Source organism: Agrobacterium sp. A3-95, from assembly GCF_053521785.1.
Map to the genome: position 1 here is coordinate 355,962 of NZ_JBNWDR010000002.1, position 21,929 is coordinate 377,890.

Genomic DNA, 21,929 nt, shown 5'->3' on the forward strand with positions numbered 1-21,929 from the left:
TTCACACCTGCTGCGCCGCCTTGTAGGCAGCCATCAGATCCTCGACGGGAATGCCGTCGATCTTCATCCCGGTCATTCGGCATCCTGTTATCTGCGCGCCGGACAGGTTGGCGTTGCTCAGTTTCAGACCGGAAAGATTAACATCGTCGATCGACCAGCCGGACATGTTGCTGTCGGTAAATGACGCGCCGGAAAAGTTGATCTGGTTGAAGCTGGTTCCGGCGAGATTGACGTCGTTGAACATCGTACCCGACAGATTGACGTCGTTGAAGGTGGAGCCTGAAAGCGTGGCGCTGGCGGCCTCCACAATATCGATAACGTCATTGATCTGCATATCTGCCTGCCTCTGAGCTGTGCCACGGACCGCAGACTGCAACGCAGTCGGCTGGTTTGCAAGCGCGATTCGATCCACGCTCCCACCCCAGCCTTAAACCTGGATGACAATGGTGTCAGCCCGATTTGGCGACCTTTGGCATCGGCTTCAGCGTGTTCATTAGTGCGCCGTAGGGCAGGAGCATCACGAGGCCGACGAGGATCTTCACCGAGAGGTCGCCGAGCGCCCAGGAAATCCAGCGCGGTGCCTCCAGAGCGAAGATGCCGAGCACGGGGGCATTTTCAATGGCGAAGGCATCGTTGGGACCGACGAAGGAGAAACTCGCAGCAAAGGCGATGGAGAAGAACAGCGCGGTATCCAGCACCGAACCCAGCATGGAGCCGGCAAGCGGTGCGTGCCACCAGCGCTGGCGGCGCAGGCGGTTGAAGACGGAAATATCGAGCAGCTGGCCAATCAGATAGGCGGTGCCGGAGGCAACGGCGATACGCGGGATCGAGGTCCAGAAGGACAGTGTGACACCAACAATAAAACCGGCAAGTACGACGCGGCGCGCGACTGACGGCCCGAACTGGCGGTTTGTAAGGTCTGTGACGAGGAAGGCGACCGGATAGGTAAAGGCACCCCAGGTCAAAAGATCGCCGAGATTGACGCCGAACAGCGATCCGGAAAGCGGGTATTGCACCAGAATATTGGACGCGACGACCACCAGTGTCATCAGCAGAACGTAAATGAGCGTGTAGCGCAGGTAGGGCATTTTTTTATCCTGGGTGATGCCACCAGTTGGAGCCGAATTAGAACAAGCAAAAGGCTTGAGCGGCATAAGCCATTCAAGCCTTTTGAATATCAGTGATGTCGAAACCGCTAATTAAGCAGCTTCGGCCGTCTTCTTGGCGATCTGGCGGCGCAGGAGACGAGCGCGCATGCTCAGTTCGTTTTCGCCGGACTTCAGAAGGAAGGCATCGAGGCCGCCACGATGTTCAACGGAGCGCAGAGCTGCTGCGGAAACACGCAGGCGGAAACGCTGGCCGAGAGCATCGGAGATCAACGTAACCTGGCAGAGGTTCGGAAGGAACCGGCGCTTGGTCTTGTTGTTGGCGTGGCTGACGTTGTTGCCCGTCTGGACGCCCTTGCCGGTCAATTCGCATACACGGGACATGGGTACACCTATTTCGTTTGTCTGTTTCACCACTGGCTCGCCACCGGCAAAACCGTGGTGGCAATCCAACTGGCCATGATTGGAAAGTTGCGGTTCTATAGTCAGACGGGACTTAACAGTCAAGCCGCTCGCGAGCAAATGAAAGGAAATTCCGGCGTTTTCAACCGGCATCCGCTTTTTTATTGCCACAAGTCGGCGTATATGATCGCCCCATAAGGCCGCTTCCGCGCCTCTTTTAAGGTGATATCCAAATGATTGCCAGAGGAAAAAGCATTTTCATGGCTGTGACAATGGCGTTTGCAGGCGTATCTCCCTCGCTCGCCGCCGAAGCCCGCCATACAAGCGAATACAGCATCAATCTCGGTATTCTACCAATTGCCAAGGCAAGTTTTTCGACTCGCATGAACGGCCCGAACTATTCGATTTCCGGTTCCTTCAGCTCAGCAGGGCTTGCAAGCGTTCTGGCGGATATTTCCGGCAAGACGACGATTTCGGGTGCCAAACGCGGCCATCGGCTGCAGGCGAACACATATTCGCTTGTTTACAAGGACGGCAAGCGGGTGCGGACCTATGATGTGGTCTATCGTAACGGCAACGTCACATCGACGACGGTGAAACCGGAGCCGAAGGCGCGGCCGGACAATTGGGTGAATGTGAAGGACGGCGACCTTCGCTCCGTCCTCGATCCAATCTCTGGCCTCATCATTCCCGCCGGCGGCCGCATCTGCCCGTCGCGCCTGCCGATCTATGACGGCGAATCGCGACTGGATCTGGTGTTGAGCCCCAGCGGCACCAAGCCCTTCAAGACGAATGGCTTCAGCGGCGATGCCGTGGTCTGCAAGGCACGTTACGTGCCGAAGTCGGGCTATCGCCAGGGGCGCAAGGATATCGAATACCTGAAATCCATTTCCATGGAGATCTGGTTTGCCAAATCCGACAATATGGATGTCTATGCCCCGGTCTACGCCGTCATTCCGACGCGGGTAGGCCAAGTCTACATCACCGCCACCAAATACGGCGGTTGATGCAGTTACGGCGTATCGCCCGGCGACCAGCCGGGTTCGGCCATCACGAAGCTTGAAAAGGCGAAACCCGGCGAGACGGTGCAGCCGACGAGGGTGAAGTCGCCGAGGCTTTCGGCCGATTGCCAGCAATTGGCAGGCACGATCACCTGCGGGCGCTCGCCTTCCAGAATGTCGGGGCCGAGGGTAAAGGTCTGTACCTCCCTGCCATCTTCGGAAAGATGCAGGGTGATCGGAGCGCCGGCATAATAGTGCCAGACCTCCACCGCATCGGTGACGCGATGCCAGTGCGAGCGCGTCCCCTTTTCCAGAAGATAATAGATCGCCGTCGAATGGCCGCGCTCACCACCTGCCTTGTCGCGAAATGTCTGGTGGTAAAAGCCGCCCTCGGGGTGCGGCTCCAGTTCCAGTTCGCGAATGATCGCTGCCGAAGACAGATCGGCGCCCATCAGAAATTGTCCTTGCGTGTGCGGATTTCGGCAAAGACTTCGGCATCGGTTGCGCCTTCAAGGCCAAGATGACTGCGGATGCCGGCATCGGCCACCCGCATATAAGGGTTGGTCTGTTTTTCCAGCCCGATGGTGGTGGGAATGGTGAATTCATTCGCCTGCCGCGCCTTTTCGACGCTTTCGGCGCGCTCGATTAGAGCCGCGTTATCAGGATCGACGGTGAGCGCGAAACGGGCATTCGAAAGTGTATATTCGTGGCCGAAATAGACTTTCGTGTCATCCGGCAGCGCCATTAACTTCTGGAAAGAGTGCCACATATCTGTTGCCGTACGTTCGAACAGGCGACCGCAACCCATGGCGAACAGCGTATCGGCTGCAAACAGCAGGCCGTCATCGGGAAGGTAGTAGCAGATATGCCCCGCCGTATGACCGGGTGTGGCAATGACCTGAACGCGCCGTCCGGCAAATTCGAACTCGTCGCCATCGGCCTGGGACCGGTCGAGACCGGGGATCGCAATCGCCTCATCATGTGGGCCATGTATTTCGCACTGGAATTTGTCCTTCAGCGCCAGATTGGCTTCCACATGGTCCTGATGGTGATGGGTGGTGAAGATATGCGTGAGCTTCCAGCCATGCCCATGAAGAGCCTGCAGGATGGGGCCTTCCTCCGGCGCATCGATCGCGGCGGTCGCCCCGCTTTCTGGATCGTGCAGCAGAACGCCAAAATTATCACTGCGGCAAAGAAAGACGTCTATTTCCAAAGGTTTCATCGTGGTCCTCTCCATTTGCCGGCCTTGGCCGGCGCATTTGTCCGCCTGAATTTCAATGTAGGCGCAGACGCCTTGAAGTCCAACCGCCTGATGCTACATTCTCGCCCATGAACACCGATATCGTCGATCTGCGCGAATTCTATCATTCCCCGCTTGGCCGCTCGGCCGAGCAGGCGATCACCATGGCGCTTTCATCGCTCTGGCCGCCTTTGCCGGAGGAAAGGCTGGTCGGCCTCGGTTACGCCGTGCCGTTTCTGGAGCGGTTCCGTCATGACACGGAGCGCACCTTTGCCTTCATGCCGGCGGGGCAGGGAGCGGTGAACTGGCCGGCAGGCGAGCTTTCCTCCACGGCGCTGGTGTTTGACGAGGAGCTGCCGCTACCCGATTCGTCGATAGACCGGGTGTTGATGGTGCATGCTCTGGAATTTGCCGAAAATCCGCGCGAAACCCTGAAAGAACTCTGGCGGGTGCTGGCGCCCGGCGGGCGTCTGGTGATCGTGGTGCCGAACAGGCGTGGGGTCTGGGCACGCATGGAACACACACCTTTCGGCTCGGGCCGGCCCTATTCGCGCGGGCAGTTGACGGCGCTTCTGCGCGAGACCAATTTTACGCCGGGGGCAAGCGCCGAAGCGCTGTTCTTTCCGCCCACCACCAGCCGCCCGGTACTGAAATTCCGCCGATACCTTGAGCTTACCGGCCGCAGGCTCTGGCCGCTGTTTTCCGGCGTTATCGTGGTTGAGGCACAGAAACGTCTCTATCAGGGATTGCCCGTTACCCAGCGCGCCTCACGCCGGGTTTTCGTGCCGGTCCTGGCGCCTCAGGGTGTGCCCACCACCCGCACCGCCGCAAAGCACGGAAAGCCGCGCTGACCCTCGACAAAGGGGCCATTCCGGTCTAATGCCTCCGGCATTGCTTTTGCCGGGCTCCCCGGCGCATTTCCGAAGGTCGATCAAATGAGTGCAGAGCTTAGCCAACCTCTTCCGCGTCCGGGTATTCTGGATATCGCCGCTTATGTTCCCGGCAAGGAACACGTGGATGGCGTCGCGAAGGTTTATAAGCTCTCCTCCAACGAAACGCCGCTCGGGCCAAGCCCGAAGGCGATCGAGGCATTCGCCGCCACCGCCAGCCATCTGGAAATCTATCCCGACGGACAGGCGATTGCGCTGCGTCAGGCGATTGCAGACGTGCATGGCCTCAACATAGCGAATATCATGTGCGGTAACGGCTCGGATGAGCTTCTTGGCCTGCTCTGCCACGTCTATCTGGGTACGGGCGATGAGGCGATCATCACCGAACACGGTTTCCTCGTCTACAAGATCCAGATCATGGGTGCGGGCGCAACGCCGGTGACGGTGAAGGAAAAGGATTGCGCCGTCGATGTGGACGCCATTCTTGCCGCCGTCACGCCAAGGACGAAGATGGTTTTCATCGCCAATCCCGGCAATCCCACCGGCACCTATGTTCCGGTCGCGGAAATCCGCCGCCTTCAGGCTGGTCTGCCGAAACATGTCGTGCTCGTGCTTGATGCGGCTTATGCCGAATATGTACGCAAGAACGACTACGAGGCCGGTCTCGAGCTGGTGTCTGGCAACCGCAACGTGGTGATGACGCGCACCTTCTCCAAGGTTTACGGTCTGGCCGCACTGCGCGTCGGCTGGATGTATGGTCCGGCCGCCATCATCGATGCGCTGAACCGGGTGCGTGGTCCGTTCAACATGAGCGCGCCGGCGATCGCAGCGGGTGCCGCGGCCATCCGCGATCAGGCATTCCTGGAAAAGGCGATCTCTCACAACACGCTCTGGCTGGAGAAACTCACGACGGTCTTCACCGGTCTCGGCCTCAAGGTCACGCCATCAGTCACCAACTTTGTCCTGATCCATTTCCCGGACCAGGATGGCAAGCGTGCACCAGATGCGGACGAGTTCCTGAGCCGCCGCGGTTATATCCTGCGTGCCGTGCGCGGTTACGGTTTCCCCAATGCCTTGCGTATGACGGTTGGTTCGGAAGAAGCCAATCTTGGCGTCATCGCCGCGCTCACCGAGTTCATGGGGCAGGCGTAATGGGCGAGATCATGTTTGAGCGCATCGCGCTTGTTGGCATCGGCCTGATCGGCTCGTCCATTGCGCGCGACATCAAGGAACTGGGTCTTGCCCGGCATGTCACGATTTCCACCCGCAGCGCGGAAACGCTGAAGCGGGCAGAGGAACTGGCGCTTGGAAGCGAGTATACGACATCCGCCGCGCAGGCGGTCAGGGATGCTGATCTTGTGATCGTTTCAGTGCCGGTCGGTTCATCCGGGGCGGTTGCCGAGCAGATCGCGCCGCATCTGAAGCCCGGCGCCATCGTCACCGATGTCGGCTCTACCAAGGCCTCTGTCATCGCGCAGATGGCGCCGCATATGCCTGACAATGTGCATTTCATTCCTGGACATCCGCTGGCGGGTACGGAAAAATCTGGCCCGGATGCCGGTTTTTCCGGTCTTTTCCGCGAGCGCTGGTGCATCTTCACGCCGCTGCCGGGCACGGATGCGGAGGCGCTGGAAAGGCTCAAGGATTTCTGGCGGGCGCTCGGCTCGCGTGTGGATGAAATGGATGCCGAACACCACGACAAGGTTCTGGCGATCGTCTCGCATCTGCCGCACATCATCGCCTACAACATCGTCGGCACGGCGGACGATCTGGAGACGGTAACCGAGTCGGAAGTCATCAAATATTCCGCTTCCGGCTTCCGAGATTTCACGCGTCTCGCCGCCTCGGACCCCACCATGTGGCGCGATGTCTGCCTGCACAACAAGGATGCCATCCTCGAAATGCTGGCACGGTTCTCGGAAGACCTTGCTTCGCTGCAAAGGGCGATCCGCTGGGGGGAGGGCGACAAGTTGTTCGAACTGTTTTCCCGCACACGCTCCATCCGCCGCTCCATCATCGAGGCCGGTCAGGACGTCGATACGCCTGACTTTGGGCGTCACGCGCTGGATCAGAAGAAGTAGGGCGCTGAAGTGATATTGATATCGGCGGCGACGGATGACGATATCGAATGGCTGCTGCGGGAAGACAAATGGATCGATGAGGATTGGTTGCGGCGTTGCGTCGGACGCCGCGAATATCTCGTCGCGAAAGAAGATACGATTCTAGTCGGTTTTCTGCGGTTCTCGATGTTCTGGGGTAAGATTCCCTACATGGACATGATCCGCGTCGTTCCTGAGTTTCGGGGACATGGCGTCGGCGCAACGCTTACAGTTTTTTGGGAAACTCTGATGCGTGAGCAGGGTGCCTCACTGGTGATGACGTCCAGCCAGCAGGACGAGCGGGAACCGCAGATGTGGCATCGTCGCAATGGATACAAAGAAGCCGGCATCCTGCATCTTTCAAAAATTCAGGATGCCGCTGAGGTGTTTTTTACAAAAGCTCTCTGTTAAATCGGCGGGATCTTCCCCAGCGGAATGAAACCGCTGACGGTGGCGCGGCCGCGATCCACCACGAGGTCGACGGACGCCCTGTCGCCGCCGCCGGCGAGTGCGCGGAGCATTTTGCGGGCGGTATCGATGGTGGATTGCAGCTGCGGAAACGCCTGCTTGGCATTGTCCGACCAGGCGTCAAGCTTTTCGATCTCCAGCTTGAACTGGCCGGAGAGATAGCCCTCATTATCGAAGGAGAAAGGGCCGCTGATACGCATGGTGCGGCCTTCGCCGATATCAGCGACCAGCCGGCGAAGCTCGCCGCTCGCACCGTAAAGCCCGGCCGTATCGCTGCCGTCTACCATACCCGCCTTGCCGGCAAGGGTGACATCGGCGATGGCGTTGAGGCGCGGCAGAAGTTGCGGCCAATCCTTGATGACGGTTGACGAGTCGGTCAACGTTATCGCGCCGTCTAGATCGGCGCCGTTCTGGCGCAGATGCATTTCCGTCTTGGCGGCATCGAAATCGATCGTCTGGCCAGTAACGGTGGAAACCGCCTGAGCCTTCAGGCCGTCGATGACAAGCGAGGTCCGGTCGATACCCCTAAGCTTGGTGACGATGCTCGACTGCATGTTCTGCCAGAGGGCTGAAACCGTCAGGCCATGCGCGGTGCGGATTTCAGCCGGTGCATCCAGTTCCCAGACAATGTGGCCGGGATTGTAGACCTGCGCTGCGGAACGCAATTCTCCGAACGAGGCTGAAACGCCATTCTGCTTGTCGTCCACCGTTACCTTGGAGCAGAAAAGGCCGATGCGGAACGGATAACCCTTGAAGGCAATGTCGCCGCATTCGCCGCTGACGTTTCTGGCCTGCGAAGGCGAGATGACGTTCAGAACCGTCTGCTTCAGCTTGTCGGCGGCATAAAACCACCCGGCCGTGTAAAGTCCGATAACCAGCACGACGGCGATACCAAGCCAGAGGAATTTTTTGACCGTGCCGGATTGGCTTGACGATGCCATATTGATCTCCGATGAACAGACTTCAGATAAATTCGATTTGGCTTGGGATATGGACGATTTTTGGGTCTTTGGCTACGGTTCGTTGATGTGGAACCCGGGCTTTGCCTTTGAGGAAAGGCAGCAGGCGCGGCTCCACGGTTATCGACGCTCCCTCTGCATCAGTTCAAATGTGTACCGCGGCACTGAGGAGAAGCCCGGCCTTGTTCTCGGTCTGGAGCGCGGCGGCTCCTGCCTCGGCGTTGCCTTTCGCGTGCGCGGAGCGGACCATGGTCCGGTCATGGCCTATCTGCGCGAGCGCGAGCTGGTAACGAATGTCTACAAGGAACGCGTCGTTGCCATTGCGCTCGCCGATGGCACGCGCGGCAGTGCCGTGACCTATGTGGCCGATCCCGCCCACGAGCAGTATATTGGTGGTCTGGGTGTCGCGGAAGCGGCTACGATCGTGGCTGCCGCATCGGGCCGGTCCGGCCCGAATACCGATTACGTCTTCAATACCGTGCAGCATCTGCAGGATATGGGTATTCGCGACACGCTGCTGGAAAGCATTGCCGCCAGTGTCGGCACGATCGCGGTTTAGCCGGCGGGAGTGTCTTGCCCCTGAAGTTCTGCGATACGCTTCACGGCGGTCGGTGGCAGCGGCAGGTGCGGATTGTTGCGCGCGGTCTCCAGCAGCAACTCGTCGCTCGCCTTTTCCGTCACCTCGATCAATGTCTTGAAAAACACGTCCGGGTCCAGTCCCGGCTCGATGGCCGGCAAGATCCGCACCTTGAAATGGCCGGGATAACGCATTGTCGAGCGGCGTGGCCAGAAGAGGCCGGGATGCATGGCGACCGGAATGACGGGGACTTTGAGGTCGCGGTAAAGACGTGCGATGCCATAACGATATTCGGGCTCAGCGCCCGGTGGCCGGCGTGTGCCTTCGGGATAGATTATGAGTTCGCGGCCAGCCGCCATCTCCTCTCTCGCCCGCTCCATGACCTTCAGCATCACCTTGCCGCGCGCGGCGCGGTTGACCGGGATCATGCGCTGCTTCATCGCATACCAGCCGAACAGCGGGATCCACAAAAGCTCGCGCTTCAGAATATAGACCGGATCGGGAAGGTTGGGCAGCAGCGCATAGGTGTCCCAGAAGGACTGGTGTTTGGGGGCGAAGATACAGCCGGTTTCGGGAATGTTTTCCAGCCCCTCGATCTCGAAGGTGGTGCCGACAATGGTCTTCATCAGCCAATGGTTGGATCGCGCCCAGTTCTTGGGGATTTCATAGGCTACTCTGCGCGGCAGGATGAAATAGATCGGCGTGAGCACGATCATGCGGACAATCAGATTGAGATAAAACAGCGTATTGAAAAGAAAAGAGCGCAGCTTGAGCATCGACAGACTTCCCGGGTTGCAGCCGTTCCGAAGCTCAGGCGCGCCTCGATGCCGGATGCCGATGCCAGACGCCTACACGAAAACAAGGCTCCGCAGCAAGCGTGTTCTCTCCGTTCTTCCATTCACGGGGAGGAGGTTGCCGCCTTGATCGTGGGGTGATCGGCGCCCGCCTTGCGCAGACCGTCGCCCTTGCCGAGCCCGGTCAGGTCTCGTCCTGCTGCAATCACGAATTTCATGTATTCGTAGAGCATGGTTCGGACCACATCCGGCTCCGCGAACCAGTTGGTGCGGGCAAGGTCGGCGCTGATAACGGGATAGGCGATGAATTGGGTCTGCGGGCTGGCATTGTGCAATTCATGCAGGCTGCGATGCATATGGTAATTGTTGGTGACGACGACGATGGAGGAATAACCGTGGTCGCGTATCCAGCTCGCCGCCTCATTGGCGTTGCCGATAGTGTCTATGGCCTTGTAGCCCATGTCCACGCAGCAGGAAAACATGTCCGAAGAGCCTTGCGTCATCTTGCGGATTTGCGTGCGGGTGGTGGCCGGATTGACGCCGGAAATCAGAAGGCGCTTGCCAACGCCGTCCCGCAGCAAGCCGACCGCCTGTTCGATGCGCTGATAACCGCCGGTCAGAACGATGATCGCGTCGCCCTTGGCGCCTTCGGGCGGGCGCATGGAGGCGACCGAATCTGCGAACCACAAAAAACCGCCGGAAAAAGCCCCGAGAGTAATGACGCAAAGCAGGATGAGACCGCGAATAAAACGGCGCAGGCGACTTCGCCGCGACAACAGGCCCTTTTTTGCCTGTCGCGTGGTCGTCTGCTCCTGATCATGGTCCGTCCGACTCACAAACATTCCTCCTGAATACTCGCCGATTAAGGCAAGGAACAGGCATTTTTGTCCACCGTCCGCAAGTTACATCCGGCGTGTGAAGGGTGCAGTTTCCTCGCGAGATCCGGGAGACGGCGTCACGATGCGACACCGTCGCTTTTAGACGGATCGGAACGGACGCGGTCGATATCGTCGATCGTGCGGATGACGGTCACACGCGCGGTGATGGTGGTGAGCAGCGCGATGATGATCATCGTCGTGGCGATGCCGATATAACCACTGAGGCCAACGGAAAAGGAGCCGAAAAGCGCACTTGCCTGATCGCTTTGCGGCGTTGCAACCGTGCTCGATTGCCAGAAACCGGCGGCAAGGAAAACCGCCGCGGCAAGGGCGCTGCCCGCTGCCGCACCTTTCAGGCTGATCTTCAGGAAGTGCTTCTGGAATTCCCGCGCGACGAAGCTGCTTTCGGCGCCGACGAAATGCAGCACCTCGACGATGTGCCGGTTGCCGGAAAGCGCGCCGCGCGTTGCAAACACCACCGTCAGCACCATGGCGGTGAAGACGAGGATCAGGACCCCGACGCCGATCATGACAGTGGTCCTGGCCATGGAGACGAGCCTGTCGACCCATGTACGGTGGTCATCCAGAAACGCCTGTGGAATTTCAGCCTTCAGCATATCGCGCATGGCCTGAAAATCGGGCGGGTGGTTTTCGTCGATGGTAATCACGACGAGGCGCGGTACGGGCAGTTCGGAAAGATCGAGGCCACTGCCGAGCCACGGCTCCAGGAGACGCGCGGTGGCGGCATCATCGAGGATCGTGCCATCCCGCGTGCCGACGAAGGTGAGCGCCAGAGTACGCGCCTTGGTGAGCGCTGCATTCATGTCCAGCCCGTCCTCGGGTTTGATCTGAATGGTGATTTCGCGAGAAATCTGGCTCTGCCAGGTGGCGGCGGTGGCACGTACCATGGAAACGGCACCAAGCGTCAGGCAGGCGAGAAAGGCCATGATGGCGATCACCACCATCAGCGCATTGCCCTGAATGTTGGAGGGCGGCAGAATGGGTGCCATCGGGCGGATACGCATCGGCGGCCGCTTCGGTGCGGTCGCCTCTGGTCTTAACTGTTTGCGGTTGATCTCATTCATAGATGTCGAGCCGCCCTTCGGTGAGGATCATCCGGCGTGCGTCGATCTGGTCCATCAGGCCGAAATCATGGGTGGCGATGACCACAGCGGTACCCAGCCGGTTGAGCTCCAGAAAGAGGTTGAGAAGGCGCTTGGCCATCGGCGGGTCGACGTTGCCGGTCGGCTCGTCGGCCAGCAAAATTTCCGGCTGGTCCATCAATGCGCGGGCAATGGCGGCTCGTTGCTTTTCCCCACCGGAGAGGATGGCCGGAAGCACGTTGATGCGCTCGCCAAGCCCGACCCATTTCAGAAGCTCGATGACGTCGTTGCGGTAGGCGCTTTCTTCCTTGCCGCGCACACGCAGCGGCAGGGCGACATTCTCATAGGTCGTCAGATGATCGAGCAGTCGGAAATCCTGAAAGACGATCCCGACGCGGCGGCGCAGCATGGGCAACTCGCTGCGCGGAATGCGCGACACATCGCGGTTGAACATGCGGATATTGCCGCGTGTGGGCTGCAGCGACATCAGCAGCAGGCGTAGGAACGTGGTTTTGCCGGCACCGGAAGGGCCGGTCAGAAACTGGAACGAACCCTTGGGAATGTCGAAGGTCATGTCCCTCAGGATTTCGGGGCCCATGCCGTAACGCAACCCGACATTTTCGAAATGGATCAACGGACTTCCAGTCTCTTCGTTTCGTGGTGGTTCGCAAACCGCTGGCGCGTGAGGCCCGGATGCGCCGTTTAACCCGGTTCCGGTGGCCTATGCGAGCCGTTTTTGCGAAGCATTAACCAATTAAATTTAAAACTTGGCAGGATTCGTTGCAATGCCCAGTTTTGCGGGCCGGAAAACCTCACCCAAGGAATTCTATGGCTATGTTCCGTTCATCTCGCCGGCAAGCGGCATTCGATTTCGACCTCCTGATGCCGGAAGCGCCAGTGCGCCGTACGGCGCGGGCAACCCACGCCGGCCCCGATGTGGTAGACGCGGAATTTGTCACCATCAAGGAAAACCGTGTCCGTCAGCCCGGAAACGATAATCGCGGCGCGATGCGCCGTCAGATGGAAAAACCGCCCGTCACCGCCAGTGCTCTTGGTTACGCGTTCATCGGCTGGGTGGACCGCAAATTGTCGCGCTTGTCTGTGGATGCCTATTCGGCGTTGGTTGCGGCGCTCGTCATTTTTGTTTTCATCTGCTCAGGCGGCCTGTCGGTGGTCGTGCCGGAAAAGCCGGTCGTTGCGGCCGCAAACCCGCTTGCCATTTCCCATGTCACCATCACGCCGCAGGAGGCTGGCGGCATGGATGTCCTGCTCATCAACGGTATTGTGGAGAACAACGGTACCGCTCTGGAAGAGGTGCCGGCACTTCGCGCCGACCTCTTCGTTGCCAAGGGGCAACTGGTCGCCAGCATGGTCATCGAACCGCCGGTCAGGCAGATGCAGCCCGGTTTCAGCCACGGATTTTCGGCAAAGTTGCGCCATCCCGGTGGAAAAACGCCTGACATCAAGCTTTCCTTCGTCGAAGCGGGTGCTTCCGAACGTTGACTGTGCTAACGCGTGGTCTTCGTATTTTTACTGAAAGGTAAAATCGGCAAGGCGCAGCACAGGAGAAAGAATGCCCGTCGTCCGTGGAAAAAACATTGAGCCGCTTTACACCGCCGAGCAGATTGCCGAGCGCAATCGCGACATGGCCAAGCATATAGCGAGCGGCCCGACCAAGGATTTGCTGGTCATCGCCGTGCTCAAGGGATCGTTCATTTTCGCGGCCGATCTCATCCGCGCGCTGCATGACAGCGGCCTTGCCCCCGAAGTCGAATTCATCACGCTTTCGAGCTACGGTGCCGGCACCGTTTCGCAAGGGGTGAAGATCGTCAAGGATATCGACAGCGACGTGAAGGACCGCGATGTTCTTCTGATCGACGATATTCTCGAATCCGGCCGCACGCTGCGTTTCGCCAAGGAACTTCTTTACGAACGCGGCGCCCGTCACGTCACCATCGCCGTGCTGCTCGACAAGAAGGTCAAGCGCAAGGAAGATCTGGAGGCCGACTATGTCGGTTTCGAATGTCCCGATTATTTCGTCGTGGGTTACGGCATGGATGTGGCTTACGCCTTCCGCGAACTACCCTTCGTAGGCGTCGTCACGGGCGACGCCTGACGATTTCTGCCGTGCCGGGATGGGACATGCCGGAGACGCCTCATTAACCATTCACCCAGCGAAACCCTGGGTGTTTACCTCTTGAAAAGAGGAGCCTGCGATGTTGCTCACGGCTGGAAATGATGCCCAGGAGCAATGATTAATGGCGAAGATTCTGATTACCGAAGATGAGGATGCATTGCGGGCTTTCGTTGCCCGTGCGCTGCGTCTCGACGGTCACGAGACCCACGAGGCGGCAGACGGCGAGCAGGGGCTGGAGAAGCTTCAGGAAACCAATTTCGATCTCCTTCTTTCGGATATCCGCATGCCGGTCATGGATGGCATCGAGCTGGCGCACCGCGCCGCCGAACGCTTCCCGGCCATGCGCATCCTGTTGATGACGGGTTATGCCGAACAGCGCGAACGTGCTGATGATCTGGCAGAAAAGATCGTGGACGTGGTTTCAAAACCTTTTGCGCTTCCGGATATCCGCAAAGCTGTTGCGCGGGCGCTCGCGGCCTGAGCGATAAGGCTACAGAGATTTGAGAAAGGGTGGCCCTTTGGGCCGCCTTTTTTGTTGCGGAGTTGTCAACTCTCTCCGCCGTCATGCTTGGCACAAGGCCGAGGATCACGTTGAGTGTTTGATAAGCTGGCCTTTCCTCAAAAATGCGCGAGGTTAAACAGGCCCGATCGCTAGGAATGGCGGCCTCCATCCTCACCGTATATCCAGCAACCGCTCCAGATAACGCCGCTCGATTTCACCCGGCGGGTTGTTGCCGAGCTTTTCCCGGATAGCCTCGAGAATTTCGCGGGCGCGCTGCACGTCGATCTCATCAGGCACCTTCACCTGGTCGCCGAAATCGGGGCCGGTTGTGCTGCGCGGACGGCCGAGTGGATCGCGGCCGTTCTGTCCGCCTTGGCCCGCCATGCCTTCCTGCCCCTGTCCGGGCTGCTGTCCCTGCTGGCGCATGGCCTGCATGATCTGGCCCATCATATCCTGCGCGCCCTGTCGCAGCGCGTTCAGCGCATTGCCCTGACCTTCGACCGCCTGTTCGCCCTGGCTTTTGCCGAGTGCTTCGCCGGCGCCTTCCATTTCCTGCTGCGCCTTGCCGAAGTTTTCGCCCGGCTCCATGCCGAGATCACGAAGGCCCTGCTGCAATTCGCCCAGCTGCTTGCCCAGCGCGTCCTGCTGCGCCCTCAGATTTTTCAGCGCCTCGCGCAATTGTTCGGCGGTCATCTGCTCGCTCGGCTGTCCGCCTTGCTGGCCGTTTTCGCCCTGCTGGCCCTGTTGCGGTGATTCACCGTTTTCACCCGTCTGCGGGTCCTGACCTTCGCCGCCATCCTGCGGGTCGCCGCGCTGCATGCGGTCACGCAGCGCCTGATCGAGCTTGAAGGTCTCGTCCATCAGCTTCTGCTGCTGTTGCAAAATTTCACCCAGCTTGTCGATCTGCTGGCGCATCTTGCTGCTTTGCTGCTGCCCCTGCTGGCCCTGACGTTGCGGCCGTCCCGCCTGCAGGTTGTTCATCATGCGTTGCAGCTGCGAGAGCATTTCCTGTGCTGCGTCACGGTTGCCGGAGCGCGCGAGGTTTTCGATCTGGTTCATCATGTTTTCCAGATCGCGCTGCCGCAAGACGTTTTGTGCCTGCTGGTTCATGTTGGCTTGCGGCGCATTCTGCATGCGCTGTGCAAGCTCGCTCATGAACTGCTGCATCGCCTCACGCAGTTCCTGCATCAGCTTGGCGACTTCCTCATCGGAGGCATTGCGCTGAAGCGCCTCGGAAAGCGCTGTCTGCGCATCACGCAGGCGTTTTTCCGCCTGCGAAAGATCACCATCCTCGATGCCGAGCGCGATCTCCCAGAGATAATCGGCGGTGTTCTTCAGCATCTCCTCATTATAGGCGAGCCGCATGCGGGTCTGCGCCGATTGCAGCAGGAGATAGTGCGTGGTGTTGGGAATGGTTTCATCCGGACGCAGACCAACCGCCTCGTTATAGGCGATCGCCTTTGGCATCTGGCGCGTGTCGAGTGAGAATATCTGCCGCTGTTCGGCAACCGAAGCCGCCAGCGGTTCAGAGAAATTGCGGCCCGGCAGCACCATTTCATGCGCGGGGCTGCGGCCGGTCTGGCCGGCACCGTCTGTTGCCACCAGCGTGATGCGCACGCGCTTACCTGCCATGGGATGTTCGGTCAGGTTGCGGCTGGTCAGCCCCTTGATCTCGCGGTTGTTCTGCCGCGGCAGGTCGAGCTTGAATTCCGGCGGCGGGTAAAGTGCTGTTGCACCCTCCGCAACGCCAAGCGGCTCTATGATGGCGTGGGCTTCCTTGATGCCATAGTCGTCCTTGGCGGTGAAACCCACCTCCAGCGCACCATTGACGGCGCGGCGCGGCATGTTGTCGAAGCCGATGGTCGGTGGCTGGTCAGGAATGACGTTGAACACCCATTGTTCGCCATTGGCGGTGATCATGCCGCTTTCGGTCACATCCATCGCAAAGGTGCGCGGCGTGACAGGTTGATCCGGCGCGCGTTTTTCTGTCTGTGCCGCCACATCGCCACTTGCGCTGTCGGCGCGTGCCGCTTCGGGGGCAAGCTTCTGCAGGGCGCCGGCGGTCTCAGGCTCGAAGGTCACTTCCTCGCCGCCATCGCCACCGGTCATACGGATCGTCAGTTTGGAGGATTGCGGCACGGACACCGCGTCGTGGCCTGTCGCATCGCGCCCTGTCAGAAAAATCGGGGCGCGGCCGGTATAGGCGGGCGGCGTGACCCAGGCGTCGAGACGGATATCGGGATTGAGCGGACCGGCTGCCGGTCGGCTACGGAAGGCATCTGCAATCGTGCCTGCACCATTGGAATAGGAAAAACCGAAGGCGACAACCAGAAAAAGGGCGGGAATGGCGCGTAGTGCCGAGCGGTCGTAACGGGCGATATCGGGTTTCGGCAGGCCGGCATTCAGCGCGGCGATGCGTTCCGCCATACGGATCTGGTGTTCTTTCCACAAGGCGCGGGAAATGGGGGTGTCCAACGCTGGTTCGTCTTCCTGCACGCCGACTGGCTGGTGAGCGAGACCATTGCGTTCTTCCAAAAGGCGGGACGCGTCGTTGTCTGTCGGCCATTTCAGCCGGACGATTGGCAGGATGGTGCTGATGAAACCAAAAACCAGCAGGAAAACAATGCCCAGCCGCACGAAATCAGGCATCTGACGGTAAAGTCCGAACCATGCGAGCGCCAGAAACGCGGCGGTGATGGAAAGTGGCCACAGCGTCTTCGGTGCTACTCTTTCCGCAAACAATACGATTTTTGCGAAGAAGCGTTTAGCCGCAACCCGGCGGGCAAGATCCGGCCGCTGCGCGAATGCGCCGGTTGGGCGCTTTCTGCCTGTCCTGTCCTCTCCGGCTGTGGTCATCAATCCGTTCTCCCGGTTCTGGCCACGTCAAACGCCATTCCCGGAACGGCGAGCTGCTTGTATTATGAGAAGCAAGGATAACATTCTTTGTGGCGAAGACGAGGGCAAGCGGATGCTCACCCCCATTTTTTAGGCAGCTTCGCTCAATTGTGATCGACCAAGCCGGATGTATGGCGGATCAATCGAGCCAGGCGGGTACTGAATCGAGAGCGATCAGCTCTTCATAGGTTCCGCGCGGGCGGATGACGTGGAACTTGTCGCCCTTTACCAGAACTTCCGGCACCAGCAGGCGCGAATTATAGGTGCCTGCCTGCACGGCGCCGTAAGCACCGGCGGAGCTGACGGCAATCAGATCACCCGGCTGCGGTGCGGCCATCTCGCGGTCCAGCGCCAGATAGTCACCCGTTTCGCAGACGGGGCCAACGATATCGGCCTTGATGCGAGGGGCGTCCACCGCGGGCTGCACGACCGGGCGGATGCCGTGATAGGCCTCGTAAAGCGTCGGGCGGATGAGGTCGTTCATCGCGCCATCGACAATCACGAAGTTCTTTTCGCCGCCATCCTTCACATAGATCACCTCCGTCACCAGAATGCCGGCATTGCCGACGATCAGGCGTCCCGGTTCGGTGATGATCTTGCAGTTGAGGCTCTTCAGCTCGTTCTTGACGATATGCGCATAGGCATCCGGCAGCGGCGGCGGATTATTGTCCTCGCGGTAGGGAATGCCGAGACCGCCGCCGATATCGACGTGACTGATCGTGTGCCCGTCCGTGCGCAGGGATTCCACCAGTTCTCGCAGCAAGCGGAACGCATCCTCGAAGGGCTGCAATTCTGTGATCTGGCTGCCGATATGCATGTCGATGCCGGTGACATCGATGCCGGGCAGGGTGGCGGCATGCGCATAGACCGCACGCGCCCGCTCATAGGAAATGCCGAACTTGTTCTCTTTTTTGCCGGTGGAAATCTTGGCATGGGTGCGCGCATCCACATCCGGATTGATGCGGAAGGACACATGCGCCCTTTTTCCGGCTTTGACGGCGCGCAGGTTGAGGACCTCAAGCTCCGGCTCGGATTCGATGTTGAAGCAGTAGATGCCGGCTTCCAGCGCGTAATCCATTTCCGCCACCGTCTTGCCGACGCCGGAGAACATGATGCGGTTTGCCGGTACACCGGCGCCAAGCGCGCGGCGCAATTCGCCGCCGGATACCACGTCGATACCCGCGCCAAGCTTTGCCAGCGTCTTCAGAACGGCCTGGTTGGAATTGGCCTTCATGGCGTAACAGACCATGGCGTCCACATCGGCGAAAGCGCCTGAGAACACCTTGTAGTGGCGCTCCAGCGTCGCGGTCGAATAGACATAGAACGGTGTGCCGACCGCCTTGGCGATCTCAGGCACGGGCACGTTTTCGGCGTGAAGCACGCCGTCGATATAGCCAAAATGGTTCACAGGCTTTTTCCCGTCAGAGAAGCTTGTCGAGGATGAACGGCCGCTCCGCCGTTGCCGGCTTCGTCTCGGTTCCGTCGGCATTGCGCTTGTTGCGCATTTCGACCGGCGTGCTCGGCGGATCGATATCGCCTTTTCGCCCGCAGGCACTGAGAGCAAGACTGACGGCGAGTGTCATGCCGATGGGAACGATGAGATTGCGCGCGGTTTTTGAAAGCATGAGCCTGTCCAAAGGAAATATGTGCTTCTCTGATAACGAAAAACAGGGCGCTTGTGCACCCTGTTTCTTGTGATCGCAGCGTAACGCAGATTTATGAGGGCGGCGGAGAAAAATGGAATCGTTTCCGCCGCTCATTTTAATTTGTCTGCGCATCGGATTTTCCGAAAACCGCTTCACACTTTTCGGTCCGATGCGTTAGTTGCGTCCACGCCACCAGGCGATCTGCTTCTTGACCTCGGAAGGAGCCGTTCCGCCGAAGCTGGTGCGGCTGGCAACCGATGCCTCGACTGAAAGAACGTCGAAAACGCCGCTTGTAATGGCCGGATGGATCGCCTGCAGGTCTTCCAGCGAAAGATCGGCCAGATCGCAGCCTTTCTTTTCCGCCAATGCCACCGCATTTCCGGTCACATGGTGGGCGTCGCGGAAGGGCAGGCCTGCCTCGCGCACCAGCCAGTCAGCAAGATCGGTGGCGGTGGAATAGCCCGAACCGGCGGCCGCACGCATGCGGTCCTTGCGCACCTCAAGGTCGCGGATCATGCCGGTCATGGCGGCGATGGCCAGTTCCAGGCTTTCGGCGGCATCGAAAACCTGTTCCTTGTCTTCCTGCATGTCCTTGGAATAGGCGAGTGGCAGGCCCTTCATCACAGTCAAAAGCGCCACCAGCGAGCCGTTGATGCGGCCGGTCTTGGCTCGCACCAGTTCGGCGGCGTCGGGGTTCTTCTTCTGCGGCATGATCGACGAGCCGGTGGAAAAGGCATCGGACAGGCGGATAAAGCCGAATTGCGGCGTCGACCAGATGACGATTTCTTCGGCGAGGCGCGACAGATGCGTGGCGCAGATCGAGGCGATCGACAGGAACTCCAGCGCGAAATCGCGGTCGGAAACGGTGTCGATGGAGTTGCGGGTCGGCTCGCGGAAGCCGAGGGCCTTTGCCGTCATGTGGCGGTCGATAGGATAACCGGTGCCGGCCAGCGCTGCTGCACCGATCGGGCTTTCATCCAGATGTTCGATCGCGTGACGCACGCGGGCGCGGTCACGGCCGAACATTTCCACATAGGCCATGCAATGATGGCCGAAGGTGACGGGTTGGGCCGTCTGCAGATGGGTGAAGCCGGGCATGACCGTATCGGCATTTTCCTCGGCGCGGTCGAGGAAGGCGGCGATGAGCGCGGTCAGCATGCCTTCCGTCTTCTGCAGCTCTTCCTTGACCCAGAGGCGGAAATCGAGCGCCACCTGGTCGTTGCGCGAGCGGGCGGTGTGCAGACGCCCTGCCGCCGTGCCGATGAGGGTGGCAAGTCGCGCCTCGATGTTCATGTGAATGTCTTCGAGCTTGCGCGAGAATTCGAAGCTGCCGGCCTCGATTTCTGACAGGATCGTGTTCAGGCCGTGAACGATCTTGTCTTTATCTTCCTGCGAAATAATGCCTTTTTCCGTCAGCATGGTGGCATGCGCTATAGAGCCGCGGATGTCCTGGGCATAAAGCTTCTTGTCGAAGCCGATGGAGGCATTTATCTCTTCCATGATGGCTGATGGCCCGGAAGCGAAACGTCCGCCCCACATCTGGTTGGAGGATTTATGATCTGTGCCGTCAGCCATGTTCTGCGTGCCCTGGAGTATTCGATGACAGAAAAAAGGCCGTTCAGGCTTCCTTCCGCCAGATTGGTTGCAATTGCTGCCGTTGCCGGTGTCGTGTTCGGCGCGGGTGCGGTCTGGTTCAGGCATATTGGGTCTGAGAGCCCGGTTCAAGGGGCAGCGGTTGCCGAGGCCGGTTTATGTGAAGGTGCGGCAAACCGCATCGCCTCGCTGAAACCCCTTCTGAAGGGCCAAGTGGCGGCCATGTCGGCCACGGATACGCCGCGCGTCATCCCGCTGTCTTTCAAGGGTCCGCAAGGGTCGGACATGTCGCTTGCCGATCTCAAGGGCAAGGCGGTTCTCCTCAATCTGTGGGCCACCTGGTGCGTGCCATGCCGGGAGGAAATGCCTGCGCTGAACGCACTCGAGAAGGAAAAGGGCAGCGATGGCTTTGAGGTTGTTGCGGTCAATATCGACACCGGCGCGGACGAAAAACCGAAAGCCTTCATTGACGAATACAAGATCGACGCGCTGAAACTTTACCGCGACAGCTCCATGGGCGTCTTCAATGTTCTGAAAAAGGAAGGGCTGGCTTTCGGCCTTCCCGCAACGCTTCTTCTGGACGAAAAAGGCTGCCTGATTGCCGCCATGAACGGTCCGGCAGCCTGGGACAGCGAAGATGCCAAGGCGTTGGTATCGGCAGTGAAGGCTAAATAATTGTCCAGTGCGGGAGGGATTTTCCTCCTGTCATCTCGAATGATATCAGAGGAATATCTCTTGCGCCTTAGCGCGTCGGAACAGGTGTCTCGCCACGGTAATCGTAAAAACCGCGACCAGATTTGCGGCCGAGCCAGCCGGCCTCGACATATTTCACCAGCAGCGGGCAGGGGCGGTATTTGCTGTCGGCCAGCCCGTCATGCAGCACCTGCATGATCGACAAACAGGTGTCGAGACCGATGAAGTCGGCAAGCTGCAACGGTCCCATCGGATGGTTGGCGCCGAGCCGCATGGCGGTGTCGATTGCTTCCACCGAACCGACGCCCTCATAGAGCGTGTAGATCGCCTCGTTGATCATCGGCAGCAGGATGCGGTTGACGATGAAGGCGGGGAAATCCTCGGCGACGGTGATCGCCTTTTCCAGCGTCCGCACATAGTCCTTCGCCGCATCGAAGGTCTTTTCGTTGGTGGCGATACCGCGCACCAGCTCCACCAGCTTCATCACAGGCACCGGGTTCATGAAGTGGATGCCCATGAACTGTTCGGGACGATCGGTGGCGGACGCAAGGCGGGTGATGGAGAGGGAAGACGTGTTGGTGGCCAAAAGCGCTTCGGGCTTCAGTACCGGGCAGATCTGCGCATAGATCTTGCGTTTTATTTCCTCGTTTTCGGTAGCAGCCTCAATGACCAGATCCATGGGCGCCAGATCGTTGACGTCAGTCGAACCGCTGATGAGCGCGAGCGCATCTTTGCGGGCGTCGTCGGAGAGCTTGCCGTTGGTGACCTGACGGGCAAGATTGCCGTTGATCGTGGCAAGGCCGGCTTCGATGCCGTCCTTGGAAAGATCGTAAATGTGCACCTTGTAACCGGCCAAGGCGGAAACATGCGCGATGCCGCAACCCATTTGACCGGCTCCGATGATACCGATGTTTTTAAAGGGGGCGGTCATATGCTGGTCTCCTCA

General features: G+C 59.4%; 25 protein-coding genes. 10 read left to right on the top strand and 15 right to left on the bottom strand.

Annotation, left to right across the window (positions count from 1 at the left end; translation table 11 throughout):
* Position 1: 1 nt before the first annotated feature.
* The 3 genes from ACQZ5Y_RS07210 to rpmB form a co-directional block, all read right to left on the bottom strand.
* On the bottom strand, positions 2-334 hold the full coding sequence (locus ACQZ5Y_RS07210; protein WP_003511349.1) for a pentapeptide repeat-containing protein: 333 nt from the start codon (positions 332-334) through the stop codon (positions 2-4).
* A 115-nt stretch (positions 335-449) separates the two neighbouring features.
* Positions 450-1,088 (bottom strand): queuosine precursor transporter, encoded by a 639-nt coding sequence (locus ACQZ5Y_RS07215; protein WP_003511348.1) that lies wholly within the window; start codon positions 1,086-1,088, stop codon positions 450-452.
* Positions 1,089-1,199: 111 nt separating this feature from the next.
* Positions 1,200-1,490: a 50S ribosomal protein L28 gene (gene rpmB, locus ACQZ5Y_RS07220; protein WP_003509888.1), complete on the bottom strand. Its 291-nt coding sequence runs from the start codon at positions 1,488-1,490 to the stop codon at positions 1,200-1,202.
* A gap of 251 nt (positions 1,491-1,741) precedes the next feature.
* Between rpmB and ACQZ5Y_RS07225 the strand changes: the two genes are divergently transcribed.
* Positions 1,742-2,515 (top strand): DUF3108 domain-containing protein, encoded by a 774-nt coding sequence (locus tag ACQZ5Y_RS07225; RefSeq protein WP_013761795.1) that lies wholly within the window; start codon positions 1,742-1,744, stop codon positions 2,513-2,515.
* A 5-nt stretch (positions 2,516-2,520) separates the two neighbouring features.
* On the opposite strand, the gene ACQZ5Y_RS07230 is transcribed toward ACQZ5Y_RS07225, so the two are convergent.
* Together ACQZ5Y_RS07230 and gloB are read right to left on the bottom strand one after the other, a co-directional pair.
* Positions 2,521-2,961 carry a cupin domain-containing protein gene (locus ACQZ5Y_RS07230; RefSeq protein ID WP_013761794.1) on the bottom strand — a complete coding sequence of 147 codons (441 nt, stop codon included), beginning with the start codon at positions 2,959-2,961 and terminating at the stop codon, positions 2,521-2,523.
* Complete coding sequence (gene gloB, locus ACQZ5Y_RS07235) at positions 2,961-3,731, bottom strand: hydroxyacylglutathione hydrolase (RefSeq protein ID WP_003511345.1); 771 nt, start codon at positions 3,729-3,731, stop codon at positions 2,961-2,963. The genes ACQZ5Y_RS07230 and gloB overlap by 1 nt, the downstream gene beginning before the upstream one ends.
* Before the next feature lie 107 nt (positions 3,732-3,838).
* Between gloB and ACQZ5Y_RS07240 the strand changes: the two genes are divergently transcribed.
* From ACQZ5Y_RS07240 to ACQZ5Y_RS07255, 4 genes are all read left to right on the top strand, one after another.
* Positions 3,839-4,600 carry a class I SAM-dependent methyltransferase gene (locus ACQZ5Y_RS07240; protein WP_003511344.1) on the top strand — a complete coding sequence of 254 codons (762 nt, stop codon included), beginning with the start codon at positions 3,839-3,841 and terminating at the stop codon, positions 4,598-4,600.
* Between the two features lie 84 nt (positions 4,601-4,684).
* Entirely contained in the window at positions 4,685-5,791 is a 1,107-nt protein-coding gene (gene hisC / locus ACQZ5Y_RS07245; RefSeq protein ID WP_003511343.1) for a histidinol-phosphate transaminase, read from the top strand.
* A complete protein-coding gene (locus ACQZ5Y_RS07250) occupies positions 5,791-6,720 on the top strand; it encodes a prephenate/arogenate dehydrogenase family protein (protein WP_003511341.1) in 930 nt (309 codons plus the stop codon). The genes hisC and ACQZ5Y_RS07250 overlap by 1 nt, the downstream gene beginning before the upstream one ends.
* A gap of 9 nt (positions 6,721-6,729) precedes the next feature.
* Positions 6,730-7,149: a GNAT family N-acetyltransferase gene (locus ACQZ5Y_RS07255; RefSeq protein WP_013761790.1), complete on the top strand. Its 420-nt coding sequence runs from the start codon at positions 6,730-6,732 to the stop codon at positions 7,147-7,149.
* On the opposite strand, the gene ACQZ5Y_RS07260 is transcribed toward ACQZ5Y_RS07255, so the two are convergent.
* Complete coding sequence (locus ACQZ5Y_RS07260) at positions 7,146-8,147, bottom strand: DUF2125 domain-containing protein (RefSeq protein ID WP_013761789.1); 1,002 nt, start codon at positions 8,145-8,147, stop codon at positions 7,146-7,148. The genes ACQZ5Y_RS07255 and ACQZ5Y_RS07260 overlap by 4 nt on opposite strands.
* Before the next feature lie 49 nt (positions 8,148-8,196).
* On the opposite strand from ACQZ5Y_RS07260, the gene ACQZ5Y_RS07265 reads away from it, so the two are divergent.
* On the top strand, positions 8,197-8,724 hold the full coding sequence (locus tag ACQZ5Y_RS07265) for a gamma-glutamylcyclotransferase (protein WP_013761788.1): 528 nt from the start codon (positions 8,197-8,199) through the stop codon (positions 8,722-8,724).
* On the opposite strand, the gene ACQZ5Y_RS07270 is transcribed toward ACQZ5Y_RS07265, so the two are convergent.
* The 4 genes from ACQZ5Y_RS07270 to ftsE all read right to left on the bottom strand — a co-directional run bounded on the left by ACQZ5Y_RS07270 (position 8,721) and on the right by ftsE (position 12,151).
* Positions 8,721-9,518, bottom strand: coding sequence for a lysophospholipid acyltransferase family protein (locus ACQZ5Y_RS07270; protein WP_019564870.1), 798 nt, complete (start codon positions 9,516-9,518; stop codon positions 8,721-8,723). The genes ACQZ5Y_RS07265 and ACQZ5Y_RS07270 overlap by 4 nt on opposite strands.
* A gap of 122 nt (positions 9,519-9,640) precedes the next feature.
* On the bottom strand, positions 9,641-10,378 hold the full coding sequence (locus tag ACQZ5Y_RS07275; RefSeq protein WP_003511336.1) for a YdcF family protein: 738 nt from the start codon (positions 10,376-10,378) through the stop codon (positions 9,641-9,643).
* A 113-nt stretch (positions 10,379-10,491) separates the two neighbouring features.
* Positions 10,492-11,499: a cell division protein FtsX gene (locus ACQZ5Y_RS07280; protein WP_003511335.1), complete on the bottom strand. Its 1,008-nt coding sequence runs from the start codon at positions 11,497-11,499 to the stop codon at positions 10,492-10,494.
* Positions 11,492-12,151 (bottom strand): cell division ATP-binding protein FtsE, encoded by a 660-nt coding sequence (ftsE, locus tag ACQZ5Y_RS07285; protein ID WP_003511334.1) that lies wholly within the window; start codon positions 12,149-12,151, stop codon positions 11,492-11,494. Before ftsE ends, ACQZ5Y_RS07280 begins: the two co-directional genes overlap by 8 nt.
* A gap of 200 nt (positions 12,152-12,351) precedes the next feature.
* On the opposite strand from ftsE, the gene ACQZ5Y_RS07290 reads away from it, so the two are divergent.
* From ACQZ5Y_RS07290 to ACQZ5Y_RS07300, 3 genes are all read left to right on the top strand, one after another.
* Entirely contained in the window at positions 12,352-13,020 is a 669-nt protein-coding gene (locus tag ACQZ5Y_RS07290; RefSeq protein WP_174060056.1) for a hypothetical protein, read from the top strand.
* A 70-nt stretch (positions 13,021-13,090) separates the two neighbouring features.
* Positions 13,091-13,633: a hypoxanthine phosphoribosyltransferase gene (gene hpt / locus ACQZ5Y_RS07295; protein ID WP_003511330.1), complete on the top strand. Its 543-nt coding sequence runs from the start codon at positions 13,091-13,093 to the stop codon at positions 13,631-13,633.
* A gap of 142 nt (positions 13,634-13,775) precedes the next feature.
* The gene (locus tag ACQZ5Y_RS07300) at positions 13,776-14,135 is read left to right on the top strand and encodes a response regulator (protein WP_003511329.1); all 360 of its coding nucleotides are present in this window, start codon (positions 13,776-13,778) and stop codon (positions 14,133-14,135) included.
* Between the two features lie 192 nt (positions 14,136-14,327).
* Here ACQZ5Y_RS07300 and ACQZ5Y_RS07305 read toward each other — a convergent pair whose 3' ends face one another.
* The 4 genes from ACQZ5Y_RS07305 to argH form a co-directional block, all read right to left on the bottom strand.
* A complete protein-coding gene (locus tag ACQZ5Y_RS07305; protein WP_174060055.1) occupies positions 14,328-17,012 on the bottom strand; it encodes a TIGR02302 family protein in 2,685 nt (894 codons plus the stop codon).
* Between the two features lie 178 nt (positions 17,013-17,190).
* Positions 17,191-18,459: a diaminopimelate decarboxylase gene (gene lysA / locus ACQZ5Y_RS07310; RefSeq protein WP_174060054.1), complete on the bottom strand. Its 1,269-nt coding sequence runs from the start codon at positions 18,457-18,459 to the stop codon at positions 17,191-17,193.
* Between the two features lie 13 nt (positions 18,460-18,472).
* Positions 18,473-18,676, bottom strand: a complete 204-nt coding sequence (gene lptM, locus ACQZ5Y_RS07315) for an LPS translocon maturation chaperone LptM (protein ID WP_003511326.1) — start codon at positions 18,674-18,676, stop codon at positions 18,473-18,475.
* Positions 18,677-18,871: 195 nt separating this feature from the next.
* Complete coding sequence (argH, locus tag ACQZ5Y_RS07320; RefSeq protein ID WP_174060053.1) at positions 18,872-20,272, bottom strand: argininosuccinate lyase; 1,401 nt, start codon at positions 20,270-20,272, stop codon at positions 18,872-18,874.
* A 24-nt stretch (positions 20,273-20,296) separates the two neighbouring features.
* Between argH and tlpA the strand changes: the two genes are divergently transcribed.
* Positions 20,297-20,965: a thiol:disulfide interchange protein TlpA gene (gene tlpA, locus ACQZ5Y_RS07325; protein WP_003511324.1), complete on the top strand. Its 669-nt coding sequence runs from the start codon at positions 20,297-20,299 to the stop codon at positions 20,963-20,965.
* A 67-nt stretch (positions 20,966-21,032) separates the two neighbouring features.
* Here tlpA and ACQZ5Y_RS07330 read toward each other — a convergent pair whose 3' ends face one another.
* Positions 21,033-21,914 (bottom strand): 3-hydroxybutyryl-CoA dehydrogenase, encoded by an 882-nt coding sequence (locus ACQZ5Y_RS07330; RefSeq protein WP_013761782.1) that lies wholly within the window; start codon positions 21,912-21,914, stop codon positions 21,033-21,035.
* Positions 21,915-21,929 lie beyond the last annotated feature (15 nt).